This is a genomic window from Enterococcus sp. DIV1208 (genome assembly GCF_050530455.1).
Taxonomy (GTDB): domain Bacteria; phylum Bacillota; class Bacilli; order Lactobacillales; family Enterococcaceae; genus Enterococcus_B; species Enterococcus_B hirae.
Genome location: NZ_CP172887.1, coordinates 306894 through 327500, shown reverse-complemented (window position 1 = coordinate 327500; position 20607 = coordinate 306894). Strand labels below are relative to the sequence as shown.

Here is a 20607-nt window from a genome sequence, read left to right as displayed (position 1 = left end):
TAATGCGTTAGCTGCAGCACTGAAGGGCGGAAACCCTCCAACACTTAGCACTCATCGTTTACGGCGTGGACTACCAGGGTATCTAATCCTGTTTGCTCCCCACGCTTTCGAGCCTCAGCGTCAGTTACAGACCAGAGAGCCGCCTTCGCCACTGGTGTTCCTCCATATATCTACGCATTTCACCGCTACACATGGAATTCCACTCTCCTCTTCTGCACTCAAGTCTCCCAGTTTCCAATGACCCTCCCCGGTTGAGCCGGGGGCTTTCACATCAGACTTAAGAAACCGCCTGCGCTCGCTTTACGCCCAATAAATCCGGACAACGCTTGCCACCTACGTATTACCGCGGCTGCTGGCACGTAGTTAGCCGTGGCTTTCTGGTTAGATACCGTCAAGGGATGAACAGTTACTCTCATCCTTGTTCTTCTCTAACAACAGAGTTTTACGATCCGAAAACCTTCTTCACTCACGCGGCGTTGCTCGGTCAGACTTTCGTCCATTGCCGAAGATTCCCTACTGCTGCCTCCCGTAGGAGTTTGGGCCGTGTCTCAGTCCCAATGTGGCCGATCACCCTCTCAGGTCGGCTATGCATCGTCGCCTTGGTGAGCCGTTACCTCACCAACTAGCTAATGCACCGCGGGTCCATCCATCAGCGACACCCGAAAGCGCCTTTCAAATCGAAACCATGCGGTTTCGATTGTTATACGGTATTAGCACCTGTTTCCAAGTGTTATCCCCTTCTGATGGGCAGGTTACCCACGTGTTACTCACCCGTTCGCCACTCCTCTTTTTCCGGTGGAGCAAGCTCCGGTGGAAAAAGAGGCGTTCGACTTGCATGTATTAGGCACGCCGCCAGCGTTCGTCCTGAGCCAGGATCAAACTCTCATAAAAAGTTCGAACAATCTTGCGATTGTTAAGCTCAATTGTTTGCTAGCATATTGCTTGCTTGTTAAAAATGTTTGTTGTCTTGAATCAATCAAGACGCCCTACACATTTGGTTTGTCTTTGCTTTGTTCAGTTTTCAAAGGTCTACTTGATTAATGCTGCTTGATTTAAAGTTGAAACTTCTTAACGAGCTAGCGATTAATCATTCGATATTGCCGTAGCAACTTTTATATCATAACAGATCGACATCTGTTTGTCAACTATTTTTTAAAAGTTTTTTTGACTTCGTTTTTCAGAAACGCTTCAGCAACTCATTTATCATAACTCATCGTTTGTTATTTGTCAACAACTTTTTTTGAAGTTTATTTCGATGAAATCAAGCTTCATAAGCTGTCGGTTTTTAACGACTCAGTTATCTTATCATGTGATAACTCACACGTCAAGAACTTTTTGAATCTTTTTTATTACTTCATTTTTTTAAAACGAGTAACTAAAAACAACAAAAAAGAATATACCATGTAATTTTACACATGTCAATAAGTATTTAAACCTTTGGTATAGGTTATCACTCTTGGTTTCAGCTTTTCTATATTAAATAAGCCATAGTCATTCTACTGATTCTGGCTATCCAGATAATCGAACCGTAAGACTTCTTTCAGCTGTTGTCCATTTATGACATCTTTGGTTACTCCACACAGTTGCCCCATTGATGAGCGTTCATCGTTTTCCCGTTGATCAATGAGGTTGAGACAAAAGCAGCATCAAGAAATAAGAAGAAATTTCCGAAGATGCTGCTTTTGTCTCACCGTGAATCAGAGGTCGTGAAAACATCGGGTAGCTCTGATGACAATAAGAAAGAATTTTTTGAAACAGCTTCTCATGTTTTGAAAAATTCAGGCTTATTTCAAGGAGCTGATGTTTGAATACCGTTTAAAGCAAGAGGCTGTGAAAGAAGCGTTCAACTCCGAGCGAATAAGAGAGGATTTTTTAAAATAGCTCCTCATATTTTAGAAAATCATCGCTTATTGTTGAGGAGTTGCTTCTTGAACACCGTTTATTCGTTTTTAGAGATAATAGAAGAGACCGAGACAAGTTTCTTTTAGAAAAGATCACTCACAAAAAAAGGAAATGAATAGCCATCCATCTCCTCTAACCGACTATTTCGTTTTTTTGCCACTGAGGTCATCCTGTATTTATTGGCTTGCAATTAATTTCTCCATTAATTCCTCATTAAACCCAACAAATAAAACATTATCAAAAATAATCAGCGGACGTCTGATTAGTTCTCCATGTGTTCTACACAAAACAATCAATTGTTGTTCATTAATAGTAGATAAATCAATTTCCAGATTTTTGAAACCTTGTGACCAAGTGGCGAACAGTCGTTCCGCGTGAACATTCTCAAACCCACACAATTCTTTTGCTTCCTTAACGGTTAGCTCTCTTTGATCTAAATCAATAAACTGATAAGAGAGATGATGTTCTTCTAACCACTGCTTTGCTTTTAGACACGTCACACAATGCGCCGACCCGTATACCTTCACAAGATTCCTCCTTTTTTAAATTTAACTGAAGATACTGTTTTGCATATAAATCATTCTTCTTGCAACTGAACGAATTTCTCTTGGAACAAACGAACGAATTTCATCTTCATTAAAACCGATCAATATTCTTTTTTCATCAATTAAGATCGGACGTCTTAGTAAAGAAGGATATTGTTTAAAAAGGACGATCATTTGCTTTAATGTGAGCTCGTTGAAGTCAATAGCTAATTTTTCGTATATTTTTGAGCGAGTAGAGATAATGTCTTCAACGCCTCCGTTAGTGGCTGCTAAAATTTCACGTATTTCATTTTCTGATATCGGCTCTGCAAAAATATTTTTTTCTTCAAAATCTAAACGATTTTCTTGCAACCATGCTCTTGCCTTTCTACAAGAAGTACAGCTAGGGGAAGTATATACTTTTATCATTCTCTCACTCCTTTTTAATTATAATCCCATTCTAACTGAAAGTTATAAAAAACACCAATTATTAGCTATTAAAATTCAGAAAATTTATTCTTCTTTGCTATTAAACCCTTTTAATCCTGTGTTTATATGAAAAAACTTAATTTATTTTGTATAAAAAAAAGAAGAAAAACACATAAAAAAAACGACATTATTAGTATTTTTTACCTAATAATATCGTTTTTTATGTGATTAAACATGTATTTTTTTAATTTTACAACCTGTTTCTCTAATAAATCTAGAAGTTTTCAATTTTCTCGTCCCCTTCATCAAAGGTATACACAAATAGAGACGATTCCTTGCTCGGGTCATTGCTACATAAAAAAGACGGCGTTCTTCTTCGACTGTTGTCACATGCTCTGCCTTGACCTTATCCAAACTAATGGCTGCTTTATCAGAGGCACCATTGTAAGGAATAGCTCCTTCATTACAACCAACTAAAAAAACATTGCGATAGCTTAAGCCTTTACTTCTATGAATACTTTGAATGCATAAAGCATCAAGTTTTCCTTGTCGGTAAGCGATTAAACGAGTTTTTAGTTGTTTCGCAACTGCTTGGATGTCTTTTTCTAAATGGTTGATTTTTTCTAATGTTGGAAATTGTTTGAGCGTTCCTAACAACCATTCACGCTCACTACCGTCTATTTCTTTAGTTGGTCGACTTAATTTAAGGTAGCTTTGAATTAAACGATCAAAACCTTTTCCGCCATTTTTATCAAAAGTATGAAGGTCCTTTACAAACCGATGAATCTCTTTTTCTTTTGTTTTTAAATGCGGCTTTACAGAAAGGATATATTCCACAATATCTGTTACTTTATTTCGTTTAGAAAAATAGTCCTCACATTCAGCCTTCTTGAAATAGCAATTAATCATTAACTGATAGAGTACTTGTTGATAACCTTGTGTCTTTTTTTGATAAGTAGTTGCATTTTGCCAGTAAAGAATCCTTTGATAGAACTGTTGAAATAGTTTTATCCCAAATATCCCTTCGTATGGGCCATCTGCTTCTAGCACAAAGGGGATATCCGTCTGTAACAAGTCTTGGACTAATTGCTGGGTTTGCGTTAACGACCGATATAAAACGATTGATTCTTTGTATTTTCCTTTATGTTTAATCAATGTTTTGATTTGTTCAATGATCCAGCGACTTTCAGCTTGTATGTCATCAAAAGCTAGCGCCTGCATAATCCCCGCCTCTTTCTTAGCTGGAATCATTGCTTTTTGGATACGATCATTTTTATTAAAAGTAATTAAGCGATTCGCTCCTTGAACAATGGTGGCACGTGAACGATAGTTGGTTAATAAAAAAAGCGTCTTCGTTGCGTACTCTTGGTCAAAATTTTTAATATAAGAAGGTTCCGAACCTCGAAACCCATAGATACTTTGATCATCGTCACCGACCACAATAAGTTTCATTGGTGTTTCCTTCGTGATCAGGCGAACAATTTCCCACTGTAAAGGATTCGTGTCTTGAAATTCATCAATAAATAAATAATCATATTTTTGTCCCACGAAGTTTCTGATTTCTTCGTTCTGCAAGGCTTGTTTTAAATTACTTAGAACATCATTGAATTCAAAAAGATGTTGCTCTTTCTTTTGTGCTTGCAGTTCTCGCATGAAGTGGGTCATTCTTTCGGAAATCGGCATAGTTGCATTCGGTTCAATAAAGTCAAAGTTTTCTTTTATCAATACTCGCGTTTCTTCTATTGATAAGTTCATATTCTGCCAATAATCAAGACGTGCCGCCAAATTTTTTTCTCCATATTGATCAAAAGCATATAAATTATACTTACGAATAAGTTGTTGTATTAGTCCACTGACTTTGTATGAGGTCTCTTTTGAAAATTCTCCCTGTATCCCTTCAGTGACTACTTCTGGGAATTGGCGACAAATATCATTGTACAAACGAAAAAAGATACTATGAAAAGTTCCTATATGAACATTGGTCTTCCGTTGGCTAAAATTATCTACTCGCTTTTTCAATTCATTCGCAGCATTTCTCGTAAAAGTGATCATCAATATCCGTTGCTCATCTACCTGATTTTCAGTCATTAAATAGACAGCTTTTGCACAAATTGTTTGGGTCTTCCCACTTCCCGCTCCTGCAATGATCCTTAGATTTTTTTCCATATTGTAAGTAATCGCTGCTTTTTGCTCGTAATTAAAACGATTGTAGGAGCGCTTTTCCATCATATCGAAAAATGAATGACTATTATTCGTTTCTTTTTCTTCCTCAATCAGCCCAGGTGCTTCACCATAAGCTGCTTCATAGCTTGCAATGATCTCTTCTTGCATCCGGAAAATTTGTTGGAGCTTCTCATATCTTTTTTCCCAATGACTGATTTCTCTTTGTAAGCGAAGTATTTCTTTTTCATTCCCTTGATTGATTGTTTTCACATCTTTCTATATATAAATGGTCAATATTTTTCTTTTATACTAACAGACCTTTCTAAAAATTAAAATGACTTTAGCAAACACTGACCTTTTCTGAAAATTATCTATAAAATATCAAAAACATATAACCAATATGATAGAATAAAAAAGACAAATATATTAATTTGAAGGTGAATATAAATGAGTACTTCATTTCATGAAGGACGGACAATCGGACTTTTATTATCCTTTATCGGTGGCGCAATGGACAGTTATACATATATTCAATATAACGCATTTGCTTCAGCACAAACGGGTAATATTGTCTTAGCAATCATCCAAGCTTTCGATGGTGAATGGATTAGCGTTGGAAAAAAAATACTTTCTACTGTCTTCTTTTTTTTAGGGATTTTACTGACAAAATTTTTGATTGATTATTTCAAAAAGAAAGAAAAACACTATTGGCGTTTGTATGTTCTTTACTACGAAGCAATTATCTTTTTCTTAGTCAGTCTGACTCCAATCAGTATCCACCCAGCCATCGTAACCATCATGATTGCATTTACAGCAGCTATTCAATGGGTCGCTTTTGATAAAATCGATGGACGAGCTTATACTAATCTTTTTACTACGGGGAATCTAAAAGGAGTTGCTACTAACTTATACGATTCTCTTGTCACAAAAGAAAAAGCAGCGTTCGATCGTTTTTTCCATTTTCTGACAGTTGTTCTGGCTTTCATCAGTGGTGCAGGCGTTCTCGTTTTTTGCCACCATTTATTTGGGCATTTTGCTATTTTATTAGTGGCTGTTTTATTTTTAATCATAGCAATTGTTCAAAGCATTCAAGTATGGAAATTTTACCAACGTCATATAGTCTTATCCAAAAAATAAGGACAAGCGTGTTCACTTTAATGGCCAACTAAAAAATCACTATACTTCAAAACACAACAAATAGACTGATTTACAGGATACTCGGACAGTACCTCAGCCTATTTGTTGTGTTTATGTTTATTTTTATTCATTCCATTATCGCACTTGATTTTCGAACAACAAGCTGCCAATGCAAACTGTCGGCAGTTTCATTATCTTCTACTGCACATTTGATGACCCGGATCATCACGCTGTTTTCATAAACTTTTTCAATTTCTCCTTTGATAGGTGCTTCAAATAAATCTGAAACAAAAGCACCTGTTTCACCAACTTCAAATAATTGCTCATCCATTTTCTCCATTACTTGTTCATTCCCCATGATAGTTCCTCCAATATTTTTTAAGTCAATCAATTTTTAACACACTTCTAGGCAGAGAACACATAAAAATCATAAAAAGCCCTTTTCATGTCAAAACCGTTCACTTTTTTTATCTGCCATTTATAAAATACTCAAAAAAGAAAGATCTAACTGAATTTTTTGATCTTTTTTTTACGGTTTTGATGTCAAAACAACCTTTTATGAATCGAAACACTATTTTTAACAAATTTAGAATAAAATCGTTATTGGAGGTACGTTGGATGAAAAATAAAGTTGTAAATAGAATATTAGACACATTATTCAGTGGTGAAAAAATAGAAGATGAAATGGTTTATCTCCAAGTAAAATTTGCCCTTGATGTATTAATGAATAACCTTGGCAAATTGGCCGTTGTTTTAGTATTTTCTTTAATAACCGGTTCTTGGGTCGAAACAGGATTGACCTTTCTTTCTTATATTTGTATCCGTCGCTATGCTTACGGACTTCATTCTGATTCTGAATTTGTTTGTTTACTATGGACTTTGCTTTATTTGTGGGGCGTTCCCCTCTTAATGAAACACTTTGATGTGACCATCTCTTCCCCACTGAAGGTCATTTCATTGATCATCTGTTTCTTATTGTTGCTTCGCTATGGATCAAAAGGTACAGCAATCAATCCCATTGAACCTGAAAAACGCCCACCACTGTTAAAAAAAGCAATTTTCATGTTTCTTCTATTTGCAATAACTATTTTATTTTTCGCTAATTCTTACTTTTCTACTTACTTGCTTCTCGGGATTATTTTAGAAATAGCTACGCTGCTTCCAATTACGAATTATATAATGAATCTTGGAGGAATTTTCTATGAAAAAAACAATCATTAAACAACTTACTAATTTGTCTGACTTCTTTGTGTCTGGATGCTGCTTTGGTATGAGTTCAGAGTTTAAAATCCCTGAAAAATTAAAAAAATAATTCAATAAATATGCTATAATTTGGTAAAAATCAATGGGAGCTGTACTTTATGTTTTTGTGGTCCATAGCCTTGCAATATTTAATTTACACAATTTGTGTATTACTCATTGAACACCAAATTAAAAAGAAATACTTATTCGTTACCACTATTTTAATCTCTTGTGTCTTGTTAGGTTTTATGTATCCTTTATTTGGGATATTTACTGCTTTATTTGCTATAGGTATGCTGATGCTAACATTCTTCTTCTTTTCTACTTCCCCGCAAAAACTGGTTTATGCTCTTCCTTGGGGATTGCTTACTTCGCTTTTAGGAGACCATTTGACGAGCATCAGCGATTTTTTTATTTTGAAATCTGCTGTCATTGAACCAGGAGATTCCTTGCAGTATATTCATATCGTCATTTCTGCGACGTTATCGATCTTACTTGCTTTAGCCTTTAAAAAAGCCTTAGAAAATTTTCATGGTTTGGATCGCCGAATGATTGGAACCGTTGGCGCGTTGATGTTATTTACCTATTATATCGTTATCTTTTATACACGTTTTTCTGGCGAGACTCCCCAAATTTTAACTATCAACACTGGCTTTTTCATTCTTTATCTCTGTGGCGGGCTGTTTATCCTCATTTATTATTGGAAAATTTCAAAGAGAAAAATGGCAGACCAATTGTTAGAACAGCGTATGCAAATGCAACAAGATTACATCCGTGATCTAGAAAAAAACTATCAAGACCTTAGAGAATTCAAGCATGATTATCAAAACTTGCTTTTTTCAATGAATAGTTATCTTGCTGAAGGTGACCTGGAGGGATTACGTAAGTACTACAATCAAAATATCTTACCCACTCGTCAAATGATGGATCTTTTCCCAGCAAACCTTAGTCTGTTAGATAACATAAAAATTCCTGAAATAAGAAGCTTATTGTCTTTGAAATTAATGATGGCACAAGAAAAAGGATTATCCGTGCATCTTGTTATTCCAGAAGAGATCACTTTAAAGAAAAAACACACAGTAAACATCGTCCGAATGTTAGGTATTATTTTAGATAATGCGATTGAAGGAGCTTTAATTACTAAAAAGAAGAAAATTGAACTCTTTGTTTTAAAAAAGAAAAACTCAGTGATTATTCGTGTCATCAATACAACGATGAATACACTTCCGTTAAATCAATTAAAACAAAAAGGTTTTTCAACAAAAAAAGATCCTAAAAACGAAGGACTCGGTTTATTCATTTTGGATGAGCTGTCAAAGGCCAATCCTTATATCTTTTTAGAGACATCTATTGAGAATCAACGTTTTTCTCAGACAATCTATATACAAACAAAATAAAGGAGTATTCGTATGATTCCAATTTATATTTGCGAAGATGACACGAAACAGTTGGAAGTAATTTCAGCAGTGATCAAAAATCGAATTATGATTGAGAATTTGGATAGTTATGTCCATATCGCCACTTCTGATCCAATTGAACTTCTTCAAGCAGCTAGAGTACGAACCTCATCTTTTGGTATTTATTTTTTAGACATTGAATTAAAAGATAGCGATCTAGATGGTATTATGATCGGAAAACGCGTAAGAGATCTAGATCCTTTAGGAAAAATTATTTATGTTACTTCTCATACGGATCTTTCAATGTCTATCTTAAAGAGTAATATTGAACCGACTGATTATATTATCAAAGAAGATATTTTTGATTTAAAAGAAAATGTGGAACGTATTTTAAGTAAGATCTTTGAAGATGTCAAAGCGACTCCTTTACAAAAAGATATTTTTAAAATCGAATTTAACGATGAAATAAAATTTCTTCCGATCAAAGATATCCAGTATTTCTCTACTTCCCCAGGAACGCCACATAAATTAGAGGTTCATTTGACTCATGCGCAAATGCAGTTCTATGATAAAATCAAAGAAATAGAGAAAATGAACCGTCATTTTATCCGCTGCCATAAATCATACGTGATCAATACTCAAAATGTCCGTACGATCAACAAAAAAACTCGTGAAATCACGTTAGCAAATGGCGAAGTGATTCCGGCTTCTGTACGTGGTTTAAAAAAATTGATCTCGTAAATCTCAGACTTCTCCCCAAAAACAAACAAAAAAATGAGCAAAACTCGTCTGTTTGTTTTGCTCATTTTTTCTTATTTATCTTTTCTTGTTCCTATTTTGTAGTTTAATGTAACAGCATTTCTTGCGCAATTTCTTGCCCACTCATCTCCACTGGATAAAAAGTTGGCCAATGATCCATTTCTGCCAGTAAACTTTCTTGACTTTCATTCCCTAAATAGATATGAAAATGTTCCGAATCTGTTGGTGCAATCGAATGATCACTGAATTGTACATATCGATAAGCGCCACTTTCTGGCTCTACTGCTTCAAATAAGTAGCGTACGCCTCGATTTCCTGCAGCGTAATTCAAAACTCTTTTACCTGCATATCGGTAAGATGATTGCTTCGTCTCACCATTTTTAAAAGTAAATGCCATTCGATCTCCGTCAATCTTGATCTTTTCGACATCCGTCTGGTATCCGACGGTATAATAATCCTTGTACTCTTTTGCTGATTTTTTTGGATCGATTTTTGCCTTATACTCAAATACGGGATCTAAGGTTCCATCAGCTAAATAGTTATCGACCGTTTGCCATTGCCCTTTCCAATCGGACAATTTGCGGTCTTTCACAGCTGAATCTTCAAAGTAACCATTATATACATTTTTTTCTTTTTCTGGTGTCAGTGTGGCTTCCAGTGGATTCACTGTATCTGTCGTTTTTTGTAATGACTTGAGGTTTTCTTTCATTATGGTTACGTAGTTTTCACCATTTGCAAGTTGTTCTTTCGTTAAACCTTCTAGAGGATTCAAGACAGCCAAAGAAACGCCGGCTTCATTTGCTAGAGTTCTAGCGATACTGTCTTTAGCATTTTCTTCGAAATAAATATATTTGATCCCATGATCTTTTACAAACTGTTTTAATTCAGCAATTCTTGCGGCTGAAGGCTCCTCACTTGAGGATAAGCCAGCTATTGACACTTGTTTCAGTCCATACTCTAATGCCAAATAGTTGAATGCGGCATGTTGGGTAACAAAAGATTTTTGTTTTGCTTTACTTAAGGTATCCTTATAACTCTGATGAAGTTCTTGTAATTTTTCTAAATAATTCTCCGCATTTTTAGTAAAGGCTTCTTTTTTATCGGGGTATTTTGTGATCAGTTGATCCCTTATACTTTTTACTTGTTTCATTGCTAAACTTGGAGCTAACCAAACATGCGGGTCTAATTCATGAGAATGCCCTGCTTCGCCATGACTATGGTCATGTCCTTCTTCACTACCCGGTAACAACAACATCCCTTCAGTCGCTTTGACTGCTAACACATTCCCCTCTTTCAATGTGTTTTGGATTGCTGGTACCCAGGTTTCCATATTTTCGTTGTTATAGACAAAGACATCCGCATTTTGAATTTTTGCCATATCTTTTGCTGATGGCTCATAGTCGTGTGAATCTGTCCCAGCAGGAATCAATAACTCAACTTCTCCTTCATCTCCAACTACTTCTTTCGTGAAATCATACATTGGATAAAAAGTCGTCATCACCTGCAATTTTTCTTTTTTGTTCGCGGCTTCTTGTTGATTGCCACAACTGGCAAGTATACAAACAGTAACTACTATCCCTAATAAATAAACCAAACGCTTCATTTGACGACACTCCTTCATCTTCTTTCATTTTACGATTAAAGTTACCAAATCGTAATCTTTACGTTTTAGCAACAGGATTTAATTTATCATATTGCTAAATAAATAGTCAAGCGTTTTCTTAAAACTATTTCTTTTTATTTTCTAGCCATTTCTGAACAGTATCATTTTCTTTTTGTCACTAGTTCCGACTATAATAAGATAAATCAGCTTGACGTTCCCGATAGGTAAAAAACAATTTCCTTTTACTTTTATCTTGAACTTAGAGCGATTTAGTACATTGAAAGGAGTAACAAATTGAAGAATAATTCTAAAGATCAGTCTCGTCTGATACGTTTTCTAGGAGGAACAACTTCCTATTATGTATTAGGGTTGTTGATTATGTTAGCTTTAGTGATCTATTTTTTTCAGCAGATCGGTTTTATTTTTAAACCATTTTTTGTGATTTTTGCGACGACACTCGCTCCAGTACTATTTGCGTTAGTTTTATATTATTTACTAGACCCGTTGATCAAACGTTTGAGTCGAAAACTATCTAGAAATTTATCTGTTACTATTGTTTATGTCATTATTTTATTTTTGATCGGCTTAGGGAGTGTTTGGTTAGTTCCTTTCTTGGAGCAACAAGCCAAAACACTAATGACTAGTTTTCCTGATTTGTTCAACGATTTTATACAAACTTTGAAAAACTTCTTAGCGCAAACACCTTTTGCGGACACATTCGATCAATTCTTTTCATCGATTGATGATTGGACGTCTAATTTTGCCTCGTTTATTGGCGATTATTGGGAAAGTGGCGCACAAAGTATCGGGAATATCTTTTCAGCAGTAACATCTACCTTTATTACATTGTTTACTGGTCCAATCATTGCGTTCTTCTTATTAAGAGATCCTCAGAAATTTTATCAAGCTGTGTTAGGGATCGTACCACCCAAGTTCCGTACAGATTTTCGCACATTGACTAAAATCGCCAATCAACAATTAGGTGATTTCTTAAAAGGGCAAATCATTGCTTCTTTCATCTTAGGAGCTGTTTATTGGGTCACATTTTTATTGATCGGCTTAGAATTTGCAAGCATACTAGCAATCGCAGCTGGGATTTTATGTATCATTCCTTACATTGGACCATTTATTGCCTTCTTTCCTGGATTGTTTATTGCTTTCCAAGATTCGACATTCATGGCAATTAAGTTTGTTTTGGTCTGGTTCATCGTCCAATTACTTCATGGGGACTTAGTTATCCCTCGAGTTATGGGCAATCGCCTTCAAGTCCATCCAATCACTATTTTGATTGTTTTATTAGTGATGGGTGATTTACTAGGACTCATGGGTGTAATTTTTGGGATCCCCATCTACACATTGATCAAATTATTGGTTGTCTTTACTTTTAAAAAGTTCAAACAACGCTACAACAAGTATTATGGCGATCAGGGTGTCTACCAAAAAGCAGAATTTTCGGAAAAAGACTACTTTGAAAAAGAGTAAAGAAAGTCTGGAACACCTCTCAAAAAAACGAGGGACTAGGACGATCAAGCTTATTTTTCTTACTGAAGAAGACTATTGTCCCAGTCTCTACTAAACAGACCTTTGTTCCTGTTTCTATGTAAAACAACAAGAGCTGCAATCCACATTTAGGAGTGCAGCTCTTCTTTTGTATGCTCATCAATCGCATAAAATGATTGGGGTTTTTAATTTATATCGATTCAATGACTAAGTGATTCCGTTTATTGAAGTGACCTGTTACTGAAATAGTATAATTGCCTTCTTCCAAAATAAGCAATTTATCCGTTATTTCTATATTGACCACTGATTGATTGATTCAGGGCTCATTGGTAATGTAAATCGCACAAGCAATGGCTGTGTCTTGATTTCCTGAATTTTACCGAGTAAAACAATAGATTATTCCATCACGATCACCTCGCTAAAATTATAGAAAAAACAACTAAAATCGAGAATTTTTAATCGATTTTAGATATGCTAATAATAATCAAGACAGTAAAGTTTGTGACGGTGGCTATCCGATTGAAAGTGAGGTGGTGCGTATGTGCGTACTTCCAAAATCTTACAGAAAGGAGAAGCCTTTTGCCTGTTGAAACGGCGCTAGGATTAATGATTGGTTTCGGTTCTTTAATCGCAACAATCATTTTTGGAATCTTGGCAGTTGTAAACAACAATCAAAAAAAATAACCGTCAGCTTTAGCCGGTCGACGATTATTTTTCAAAAATAATATTAAACTGGTCACCGTCTTAAACGGTGCTGTTAAGGAGTTGTTAGCGCAACTCCTCTTTTCGTATTCATTATATCAACTTTATTGATCTTTTACAATCAGAATGGGAAATCATCATTGCTAATATCATTGTCCATCCAATGGATTTTGCGAAGCGTTAAATCCATTGTTATTAGTCATCGTTGTTTCATGTTGTTCAAAGGTGGTTGTGATTGGACTCTTGGCAGGTTGATCAGTGTAATTACTACACAACACTGAGTAACACATAATTTTACATCATATTTATTTTTAGATATTAATGTCCAGAAAATGGAGATTTGATCGACACAATGACAATAGATATTTTTAAACTAAAAAGTAAGAATAGAAAGGAAAAAGATAGCTAAGTTCACAAGTTAAAAAAAGAAGAAACCCCTGATATAATGTATTTTTTGTGTGTCACTTTTCTTTTGAAATGGCATAAATTTTTAATTTTATTTGACACAAAATATAAACCTCTGTACACATTCCGGTATTCATCATTTAGCTCAACCTGTTTGAATTTTGAGCGTATCTTAAATCAAGAAAACTGAGACATTGATCAGATTTTTTCTAATCAATGCCCCAGTTTTTAGACTTACATAAATTTATTTTTCCTTAGTTTACAGAAACTGTTTGGTTTTCAGCCAATAAGTTGCCACTTCCATCATAGAAATTCATTGTTACTTGATCATCAGCTTTGATTAGGTCTGGCTTCACATAATAACTGATTGCCCCATCCTTAAAGCTCCCACCTTTACTGATCAGTTTACCATTGACAAACAAGTGTCCTTGGTGGACTTGGGTATCAGAACCATAGGCTCCTTTGATCGTTTGTGTGCCGATTTTATAAGTCAATTCGTTGATTTCAGCTGTTGGTGTTTGAATAGTGACATCAATCTCTGATCCTGGAATTTGTTGTCCTCGATTGTTGGCACCCATCAAGACTACCTGATCGTCTTCTGACACTTTAAGGTTTCCTACATAATAACTGAACTTGCCATCTTTGAAGCTACCGCCTTGACTAACTTTTTCACCATTGACCAATAAGATTCCTTGGTAAACATCGCCTGTGTAGTTTCCTTCGATCACTGTACTGATTCCCACACGATGGGCTTCTGTTAATTGACCCAGTTGTTCTCCTATAGTCACTGGTTGTGGGTCCCCTAGTGGTGTATCGAATTTATCATAGCCTTGAATCGTTGCTTGATCCCCTGCTTTGATGATTTGAGAGTTCACATAATAGCTAAACTTACCATCTTTATAGGTTCCGCCCCAGCTGATTACTTCCCCATTCACTACTAGTTTTCCTTTATGGATATCCCCCGTATAAGTTCCAGTAATGGTTGAATCACCTAGCTTATAAGTGTCCACCTGATCAATTGATCCTGAAGATTCGGAAATCACTTCAATCTCTTTTGAATCTATCAATTCCTTCTCTTTGTTGTAGCCATCTAATACGACTTTGTCGCCGACTTTTAATTTGCCAACACCGACATAATAGCTGAATTGACCATCTTTGAAGCTACCGCCCCAGCTGACAACTTTGCCATTAACGGTTAATCGTCCGAGAGACATATCCCCTGTGTAGGTTCCAGTAATATTGACATCTCCTACATGATATTCTTGTGGTTTCAACTCACTTTTCACTAGTTCTGCCACATAAGTTCCTGCCGTTAAATCCCCAGTTCCGTAATTTGTCATAAAGTCAGCAGGTGAATAGCCTTTGGACTGACCATCTTCACGAATCCAATTTCCTGTCAGCTGATCCCCTTCGTTCAGTGCTTTCGGCGCTGATAACTTAGTGTCTCCAACCGCTTTAAAGTGATCGCCTAGTGTTAATTTAGCAAGAGGTGTGTCCTTAAACATATCCTGCATAGTTGTTACATTACTAGTATCAAAAACACTTAAATCTAGACTTGTTACGCTGCTTATATTGTAAAACATATTCTCCATAGTTGTTACATTACTGGTATCAAAACCACTTACATCTAAACTTGTTACACTGCTCATACCACGAAACATATTAGCCATATCTGTTACGTTACTGGTATCAAAGCCACTTACATCTAGACTTGTTACGCTGCTCATACCGGAAAACATATGTTGCATATTTGTTACTTTACTGGTATCAAAGCCACTTACATCTAGACTTGTTATGCTACTCATACCTTTAAACATTTTACTCATATCTGTTACGTTACTGGTATCCAGTTGACTTAACCCTTCGATTTCAGTTACATTCGTAGGTTTGTCAGCCGAGGTATTTCCACTAAATAATAAAAAAGAATTTTCTGGAGCAACTACTTTTCCAGACAAGACAATTTTCTTGATGGCTGTAGCATCTACTTTTTTGTTTTCGGACCATGGCGATTCTACAAAACCACTTAACTCACCTGCTTCGATCGTCAATGTCCCTGTGGTTTCATCAAAATTATACGGACTAGTTCCCCATGTGCCTATTTCAACGGAAACATACGTGCCCGCAGTCAAGTCACCAGTGCCATAGTTTTTCATGAAATCTGCTGCTGTATAAGCCTTTCCTTTGCCATCTTCTCTCTTCCAAGCAGAAGTAAGAGCTCCTTTTCCTGCTACAAATTTAAAGGTATCTCCTAGAATTAATTTTTTAAGTGAAGTACCAAAAAACATATCAGTCATATCTGTTACGTTGCTGGTGTCAAAGTTGCTTAAATCTAGACTTGTTACGCTACCCATACCTTTAAACATATAACCCATAGTTGTTACGTTACTGGTATCAAAGTTGCTTACATCTAAACCTGTTACACTGCTCATACCATAAAACATATAACTCATAGTTGTTACGTTGCTGGTATCCAGTTGACTTAACCCTTCGATTTCAGTTACATTCGTAAGATCCTTACCAACGGTACTTGTACTAAATAAGTAGTTTGAATTTTCTGGAGCAACTACTTTCCCAGCCAAGACAATTTTTTTGATGGCTTTATTATCTACTTTATTGCTGCTCCATGGCGATTCTTTATAGCCACTTAACTCACCTGCTCCGATTGTTAACGTTCCTGTATCTTTATCAAACATATACGGACTAGTTCCCCACGTGTCTGTTTCAACGGAAACATACGTGCCAGCAGTCAGATCACCGGTGCCATAGTTTTTCATGAAATCTTCTGCTGAATAAAACGTCCCTTTGCCATCTTCTCTCTTCCAAGCAGAAGTAAGACTTGCGTTTGCTTCTACAAATTTAAATGTATCTCCTAGAGTTAATTTCTTAAGTGGAGCATCAGCAAACATATAAGACATAAATGTTACTTTGCTAGTGTCAAAATTGCTTACATCTAGACTTGTTACGCTGCTCATACCATAAAACATAGAACGCATATCTGTTACGTTACTGGTATCAAAGCCACTTACATCTAGACTTGTTATGCTACTCATATCTTTAAACATTTTCCACATATCTGTTACGTTACTGGTATCCAGTTGACTTAACCCTTCGATTTCAGTTACATTCGTAAGTTTTTCAGCAGGGGTATTTCCACTAAATAATAACCTAGAATTTTTTGGAGCAACTACTTTTCCAGACAAGACAATTTTCTTGATTGCTTCAGCATCTACGTTTTTATTTTCGGACCATGGGGATTCTGTATATCCACTTAACTCACCTGCTCCGATTGTCAATACTCCTGTGTTTTCATCAAAAGTATACGGACTGGTACCCCACGTGCCTGTTATCTCGGAGGCAGCTACCACGTTCGCTTTTTTCGCTACTTTTGGCGCTTCAGCTGTTGGATTAGTTGCATCCCCTTCACTTTCGGCAGTCGGTGCTGTTGCTTGCTCTTGTTCTGTTGCTTGGTCTTGGGTGTCATCCGTTGTTTCATCGGTTGTTGCTAACGAATCACTAGCTGTAGTGGTTGAATCCGTTGGGTTTACTAACGGATCTGTGACGTTTTGTATCGTTTGATCGATGACTTCTTTTGCTTCATTCGCCTGTGTTTGTTCAGTAGCAGTTTCAGCTGTTGGTGTCAAAGTATCCGCTAATGCCATCGTTGGTGCAATCCCAGTATTTCCCATCACCCCAGCCACCGCAAACATCGTTAATAGCTGTTTTTTACGTTTTGCTGTTAATTTTTTTTTTACTCATATTTACTCCTTTTTTGCTCTTATTTTTGATCATTATTTTCTCGTCAATACCACTTCATCAGCTTTAGGTGTTTCCCCTGTTTTCAATTGATGTCTCTTTCCAATGTCCATTTTGTTACCGAAGCTGACAAAATCGTATGGATCATCTCCCCTGCAACATTTATTTTACTTGTTCTAATTAAGCATAAACGCTCAATATTCCCAATTAATATTCTTGAATTTTGATCGTTTACCATAACGTTTATATATATTTCTTTCATTGATTGAGGAAATCAATCAAGCTTCTTCTACTACTTATCATCTGAAGAAATATTTCACCTACATATTACGCTTTATGTAAAGGTTAATGGGTAAAAGAAAAAGAGAGTGAGACAATAGTCAGAAAAAAATCTGATTATTGCCCCGCTCTCTTTTTTATTACATTTTTAAAGCTACTTTCAAATGTTGTTTGCTATAATTAAAAAAAGGTCTTTAAGGAGAACTAAATAATGCTTTTAATTAAATTTATGTTTACTTTAATATATTATGGTAGTTTTATTTATACAGTCTACAAAGTCAGGCAGATCCAACAGGAGTATTCAGATATCATGGCTCTATATAAACAAGAAAGAGAGCGTACTTTTCCAAACCTAACTGAACAAGAACAAAAGAAACGAAAAAAAGCAATCTCACAATATTATGAAAAAAAGGATCCTTCTTTTGCTCTAAAAAGAAAATTTTCATTTATCATTTATGTTATTGTCTTTTTTATTTTGGAACGTGTTATTCACTACTTTTTCCCTATTGAAGACGTTCCTAAAAATTTGAATTATATAATTCCCTATTTGGGAATAGCCCTTACCATCAGTGCTGTTACAGGTTTTTACTTAATTAAATCCAAAAAAAGGAACGCAAAATATTTAAACAGTATTTAATAGACCATCCCAAAAACGAATTACAATTTGTTTGGGTTTCAGAAAAACTTCAGGCAAGTTTTAGGCAAAATACAAATAAAAGATTTATAGTCCATCTTACACTAGGTATATTAATGATATTGTATCCTCTTTTTTCTTAGATGAGAGCATACATTAAATTGTTATTGCTTCCATCATATTCTTTGATTTGCGATACTCAATTTTATCATTACTCAATCGTTTTTTTCATGATTCTTTCTTCTTATCTCACATTTATTTTTAGACAAAATAAAAACGACCTTAATCCAATAACTCATGGATTAAGCGTCGAATGTTTTACCACCAGCTGATGGTTCATTAAAAATACAATTTTCTTTCGAAATATCTCGTGTAAAATTTTATCTACAACCGATTCATCGTTTTTTTCAAAACAGTTGCTCATAAGGACATCAGTAATTTGTCAAACTCATGAAAATTTTTTATTACTTTAGAAACAAAGATCATGCTCAGTTACTATCGGCTCATCGTTTACCAATTTTTTGCTCTTGATCTTTTATTTACTGGATCAACAGGGCGATCGCTTGATAAGGCCTTAGGGTCAATTCCTCTTGAATAAGAGTATTGGCATAATTGCTGATAAGCGGTTGGGCACTAGCAAATTCTTCTGGGATCGTTATGGTCGTTTCATTTTCGTAAAAATTAGTTAAAACCAATAATTTTTGTCCGTCTAATTGTCTTAAATAACCGTATACTTGAGGATGATCGGGTTCATAAGCTTGATAGTCCCCTGATGCAATTACAGGATATTGTTTTCGCAATTGAATCAATTTTTTGTAGTATGCGAAAATCGATTGTTCAGATGTACGTTCTTGTTCTACATTGATGACCTCATGATTTGCTGCTAAACCTAACCAAGGTGTTCCTGTGGTAAAGCCAGCTGTTTCATCACTTGTCCATTGCATCGGTGTCCGAGCGTTATCTCTGGATTTCGCCTTGATTCGCCGAAAAGCTTCTTCTTCCGAGAATGATTGGTTCAGCATTTCTTGGTAAGCATTTAAACTTTCTACATCGACGTAATCATCGATATGCTGAAAGTCTGGATCGATCATCCCAATTTCTTCCCCCATATAAATATAAGGCGTCCCACGATTCAAATGGATCATCGTCGCTAACATTTTAGCCCCTTCTGTGCGGTATTTATCAATTGCTACAAAGCGGTTGAGGGCTCTTGGCTGGTCGTGGTTATTTAAGAACAACGCATTCCAGCCATTTCCTTTACTCATCGCTTCGCCCCATGTATGGAACAGACTTTTTAAAGCTTCAAAATCAAAAGGTGGCGTACTCCATTTGTTTCCATTTTCGTAATCAACCTTCAAATGATGAAAATTGAACACCATCGAAAGCTCATTCCGACTTGGTTCCGTATACAAAATACAATTTTCAATCGTCGTTGAACTCATTTCTCCAACTGTGATGATTTCTGGATCTTGACCAAAAGTTTCCCGATTTAATCGTTGAAGATACGTATGAGTAATCGGCTTGTCAGTATATTCTGCTTTTCCTTGGTTCTCTGCATTATTTTTGAGTTCTTCATCTTTCCCGATTACGTTGATCACATCAAAGCGAAAGCCTTTGACCCCTTTAGATATCCAAAAACGAACAACTTTGAACAACTCTGCTTGAACTGCTTCATTTCGCCAATTTAAATCTGCTTGTGTTTGATCATAGAGATGTAAATAATACTTACCCGTATCTCCAAAAGGCGCCCATGCATTACCACCAAATTTAGATACCCAATCGGTTGGCTCATCTCTTAGAATAAAAAAATCTTGGTAAAAACGATCGCCAGCTAAAGCTTTTTGAAACCATTCATGTTCTATTGAGACATGGTTTAAAACCATATCAAGCATAATCTCTATATTATAGCTCTTTGCTTGTGTGACTAGTTCTTCAAATTCTTCCATCGTTCCAAATAGTGGATCAATCGCTACATAATCAGAAATATCATAGCCATTATCTTTTTGTGGACTCGGATAAATAGGGTTCAACCAAATCATATCGACCCCTAGTTCATGCAGATAAGGTAATTTTTCTTTGATCCCTTTTAAATCGCCAATCCCGTCACCATTACTATCACGATAAGATTTAGGATAAATTTGATAAACTACTTTCTCATTAAACGACATCCTCATTCGC

Annotated in this window: 14 protein-coding genes and 1 rRNA gene (1 of these 15 cut by a window edge); 7 read left to right on the top strand and 8 right to left on the bottom strand. The window is 35.8% G+C overall.

What is annotated here, in order from left to right; genetic code table 11:
• The 4 genes from IGK91_RS01520 to IGK91_RS01505 all read right to left on the bottom strand — a co-directional run.
• Positions 1 to 891, bottom strand: a 16S ribosomal RNA gene (locus tag IGK91_RS01520); it reaches 669 nt to the left of the window's first position.
• Positions 892 to 2078: 1187 nt separating this feature from the next.
• Positions 2079 to 2429 carry a Spx/MgsR family RNA polymerase-binding regulatory protein gene (locus tag IGK91_RS01515; RefSeq protein ID WP_010720213.1) on the bottom strand — a complete coding sequence of 117 codons (351 nt, stop codon included), beginning with the start codon at positions 2427 to 2429 and terminating at the stop codon, positions 2079 to 2081.
• A gap of 21 nt (positions 2430 to 2450) precedes the next feature.
• The gene (locus IGK91_RS01510) at positions 2451 to 2855 is read right to left on the bottom strand and encodes a Spx/MgsR family RNA polymerase-binding regulatory protein (protein ID WP_010720214.1); all 405 of its coding nucleotides are present in this window, start codon (positions 2853 to 2855) and stop codon (positions 2451 to 2453) included.
• Between the two features lie 228 nt (positions 2856 to 3083).
• Entirely contained in the window at positions 3084 to 5288 is a 2205-nt protein-coding gene (locus tag IGK91_RS01505; protein ID WP_010720215.1) for an ATP-dependent helicase, read from the bottom strand.
• A gap of 177 nt (positions 5289 to 5465) precedes the next feature.
• Between IGK91_RS01505 and IGK91_RS01500 the strand changes: the two genes are divergently transcribed.
• On the top strand, positions 5466 to 6155 hold the full coding sequence (locus IGK91_RS01500) for a YoaK family protein (RefSeq protein ID WP_010736953.1): 690 nt from the start codon (positions 5466 to 5468) through the stop codon (positions 6153 to 6155).
• Positions 6156 to 6282: 127 nt separating this feature from the next.
• On the opposite strand, the gene IGK91_RS01495 is transcribed toward IGK91_RS01500, so the two are convergent.
• Positions 6283 to 6513, bottom strand: coding sequence for a hypothetical protein (locus IGK91_RS01495; RefSeq protein WP_010720217.1), 231 nt, complete (start codon positions 6511 to 6513; stop codon positions 6283 to 6285).
• 260 nt (positions 6514 to 6773) lie between these two features.
• Between IGK91_RS01495 and IGK91_RS01490 the strand changes: the two genes are divergently transcribed.
• The 3 genes from IGK91_RS01490 to IGK91_RS01480 all read left to right on the top strand — a co-directional run bounded on the left by IGK91_RS01490 (position 6774) and on the right by IGK91_RS01480 (position 9535).
• Positions 6774 to 7376 (top strand): accessory gene regulator B family protein, encoded by a 603-nt coding sequence (locus IGK91_RS01490; RefSeq protein ID WP_010736952.1) that lies wholly within the window; start codon positions 6774 to 6776, stop codon positions 7374 to 7376.
• 140 nt (positions 7377 to 7516) lie between these two features.
• Positions 7517 to 8794, top strand: coding sequence for a sensor histidine kinase (locus IGK91_RS01485; RefSeq protein ID WP_010736951.1), 1278 nt, complete (start codon positions 7517 to 7519; stop codon positions 8792 to 8794).
• A 12-nt stretch (positions 8795 to 8806) separates the two neighbouring features.
• Entirely contained in the window at positions 8807 to 9535 is a 729-nt protein-coding gene (locus IGK91_RS01480; RefSeq protein WP_010720220.1) for a LytR/AlgR family response regulator transcription factor, read from the top strand.
• Between the two features lie 103 nt (positions 9536 to 9638).
• On the opposite strand, the gene IGK91_RS01475 is transcribed toward IGK91_RS01480, so the two are convergent.
• Positions 9639 to 11156 (bottom strand): zinc ABC transporter substrate-binding protein AdcA, encoded by a 1518-nt coding sequence (locus tag IGK91_RS01475; RefSeq protein ID WP_081123763.1) that lies wholly within the window; start codon positions 11154 to 11156, stop codon positions 9639 to 9641.
• A 294-nt stretch (positions 11157 to 11450) separates the two neighbouring features.
• Between IGK91_RS01475 and IGK91_RS01470 the strand changes: the two genes are divergently transcribed.
• Together IGK91_RS01470 and IGK91_RS01465 are read left to right on the top strand one after the other, a co-directional pair.
• The gene (locus IGK91_RS01470; RefSeq protein ID WP_010720222.1) at positions 11451 to 12638 is read left to right on the top strand and encodes an AI-2E family transporter; all 1188 of its coding nucleotides are present in this window, start codon (positions 11451 to 11453) and stop codon (positions 12636 to 12638) included.
• 597 nt (positions 12639 to 13235) lie between these two features.
• Positions 13236 to 13340, top strand: coding sequence for a putative holin-like toxin (locus IGK91_RS01465; RefSeq protein WP_223603620.1), 105 nt, complete (start codon positions 13236 to 13238; stop codon positions 13338 to 13340).
• A 677-nt stretch (positions 13341 to 14017) separates the two neighbouring features.
• On the opposite strand, the gene IGK91_RS01460 is transcribed toward IGK91_RS01465, so the two are convergent.
• Complete coding sequence (locus IGK91_RS01460) at positions 14018 to 17470, bottom strand: immunoglobulin-like domain-containing protein (protein WP_430605318.1); 3453 nt, start codon at positions 17468 to 17470, stop codon at positions 14018 to 14020.
• Positions 17471 to 18006: 536 nt separating this feature from the next.
• Between IGK91_RS01460 and IGK91_RS01455 the strand changes: the two genes are divergently transcribed.
• Positions 18007 to 18432, top strand: a complete 426-nt coding sequence (locus IGK91_RS01455; RefSeq protein WP_228012178.1) for a hypothetical protein — start codon at positions 18007 to 18009, stop codon at positions 18430 to 18432.
• 536 nt (positions 18433 to 18968) lie between these two features.
• On the opposite strand, the gene treC is transcribed toward IGK91_RS01455, so the two are convergent.
• Positions 18969 to 20597, bottom strand: coding sequence for an alpha,alpha-phosphotrehalase (treC, locus tag IGK91_RS01450; RefSeq protein ID WP_081123192.1), 1629 nt, complete (start codon positions 20595 to 20597; stop codon positions 18969 to 18971).
• Between the last annotated feature and the right edge of the window lie 10 nt (positions 20598 to 20607).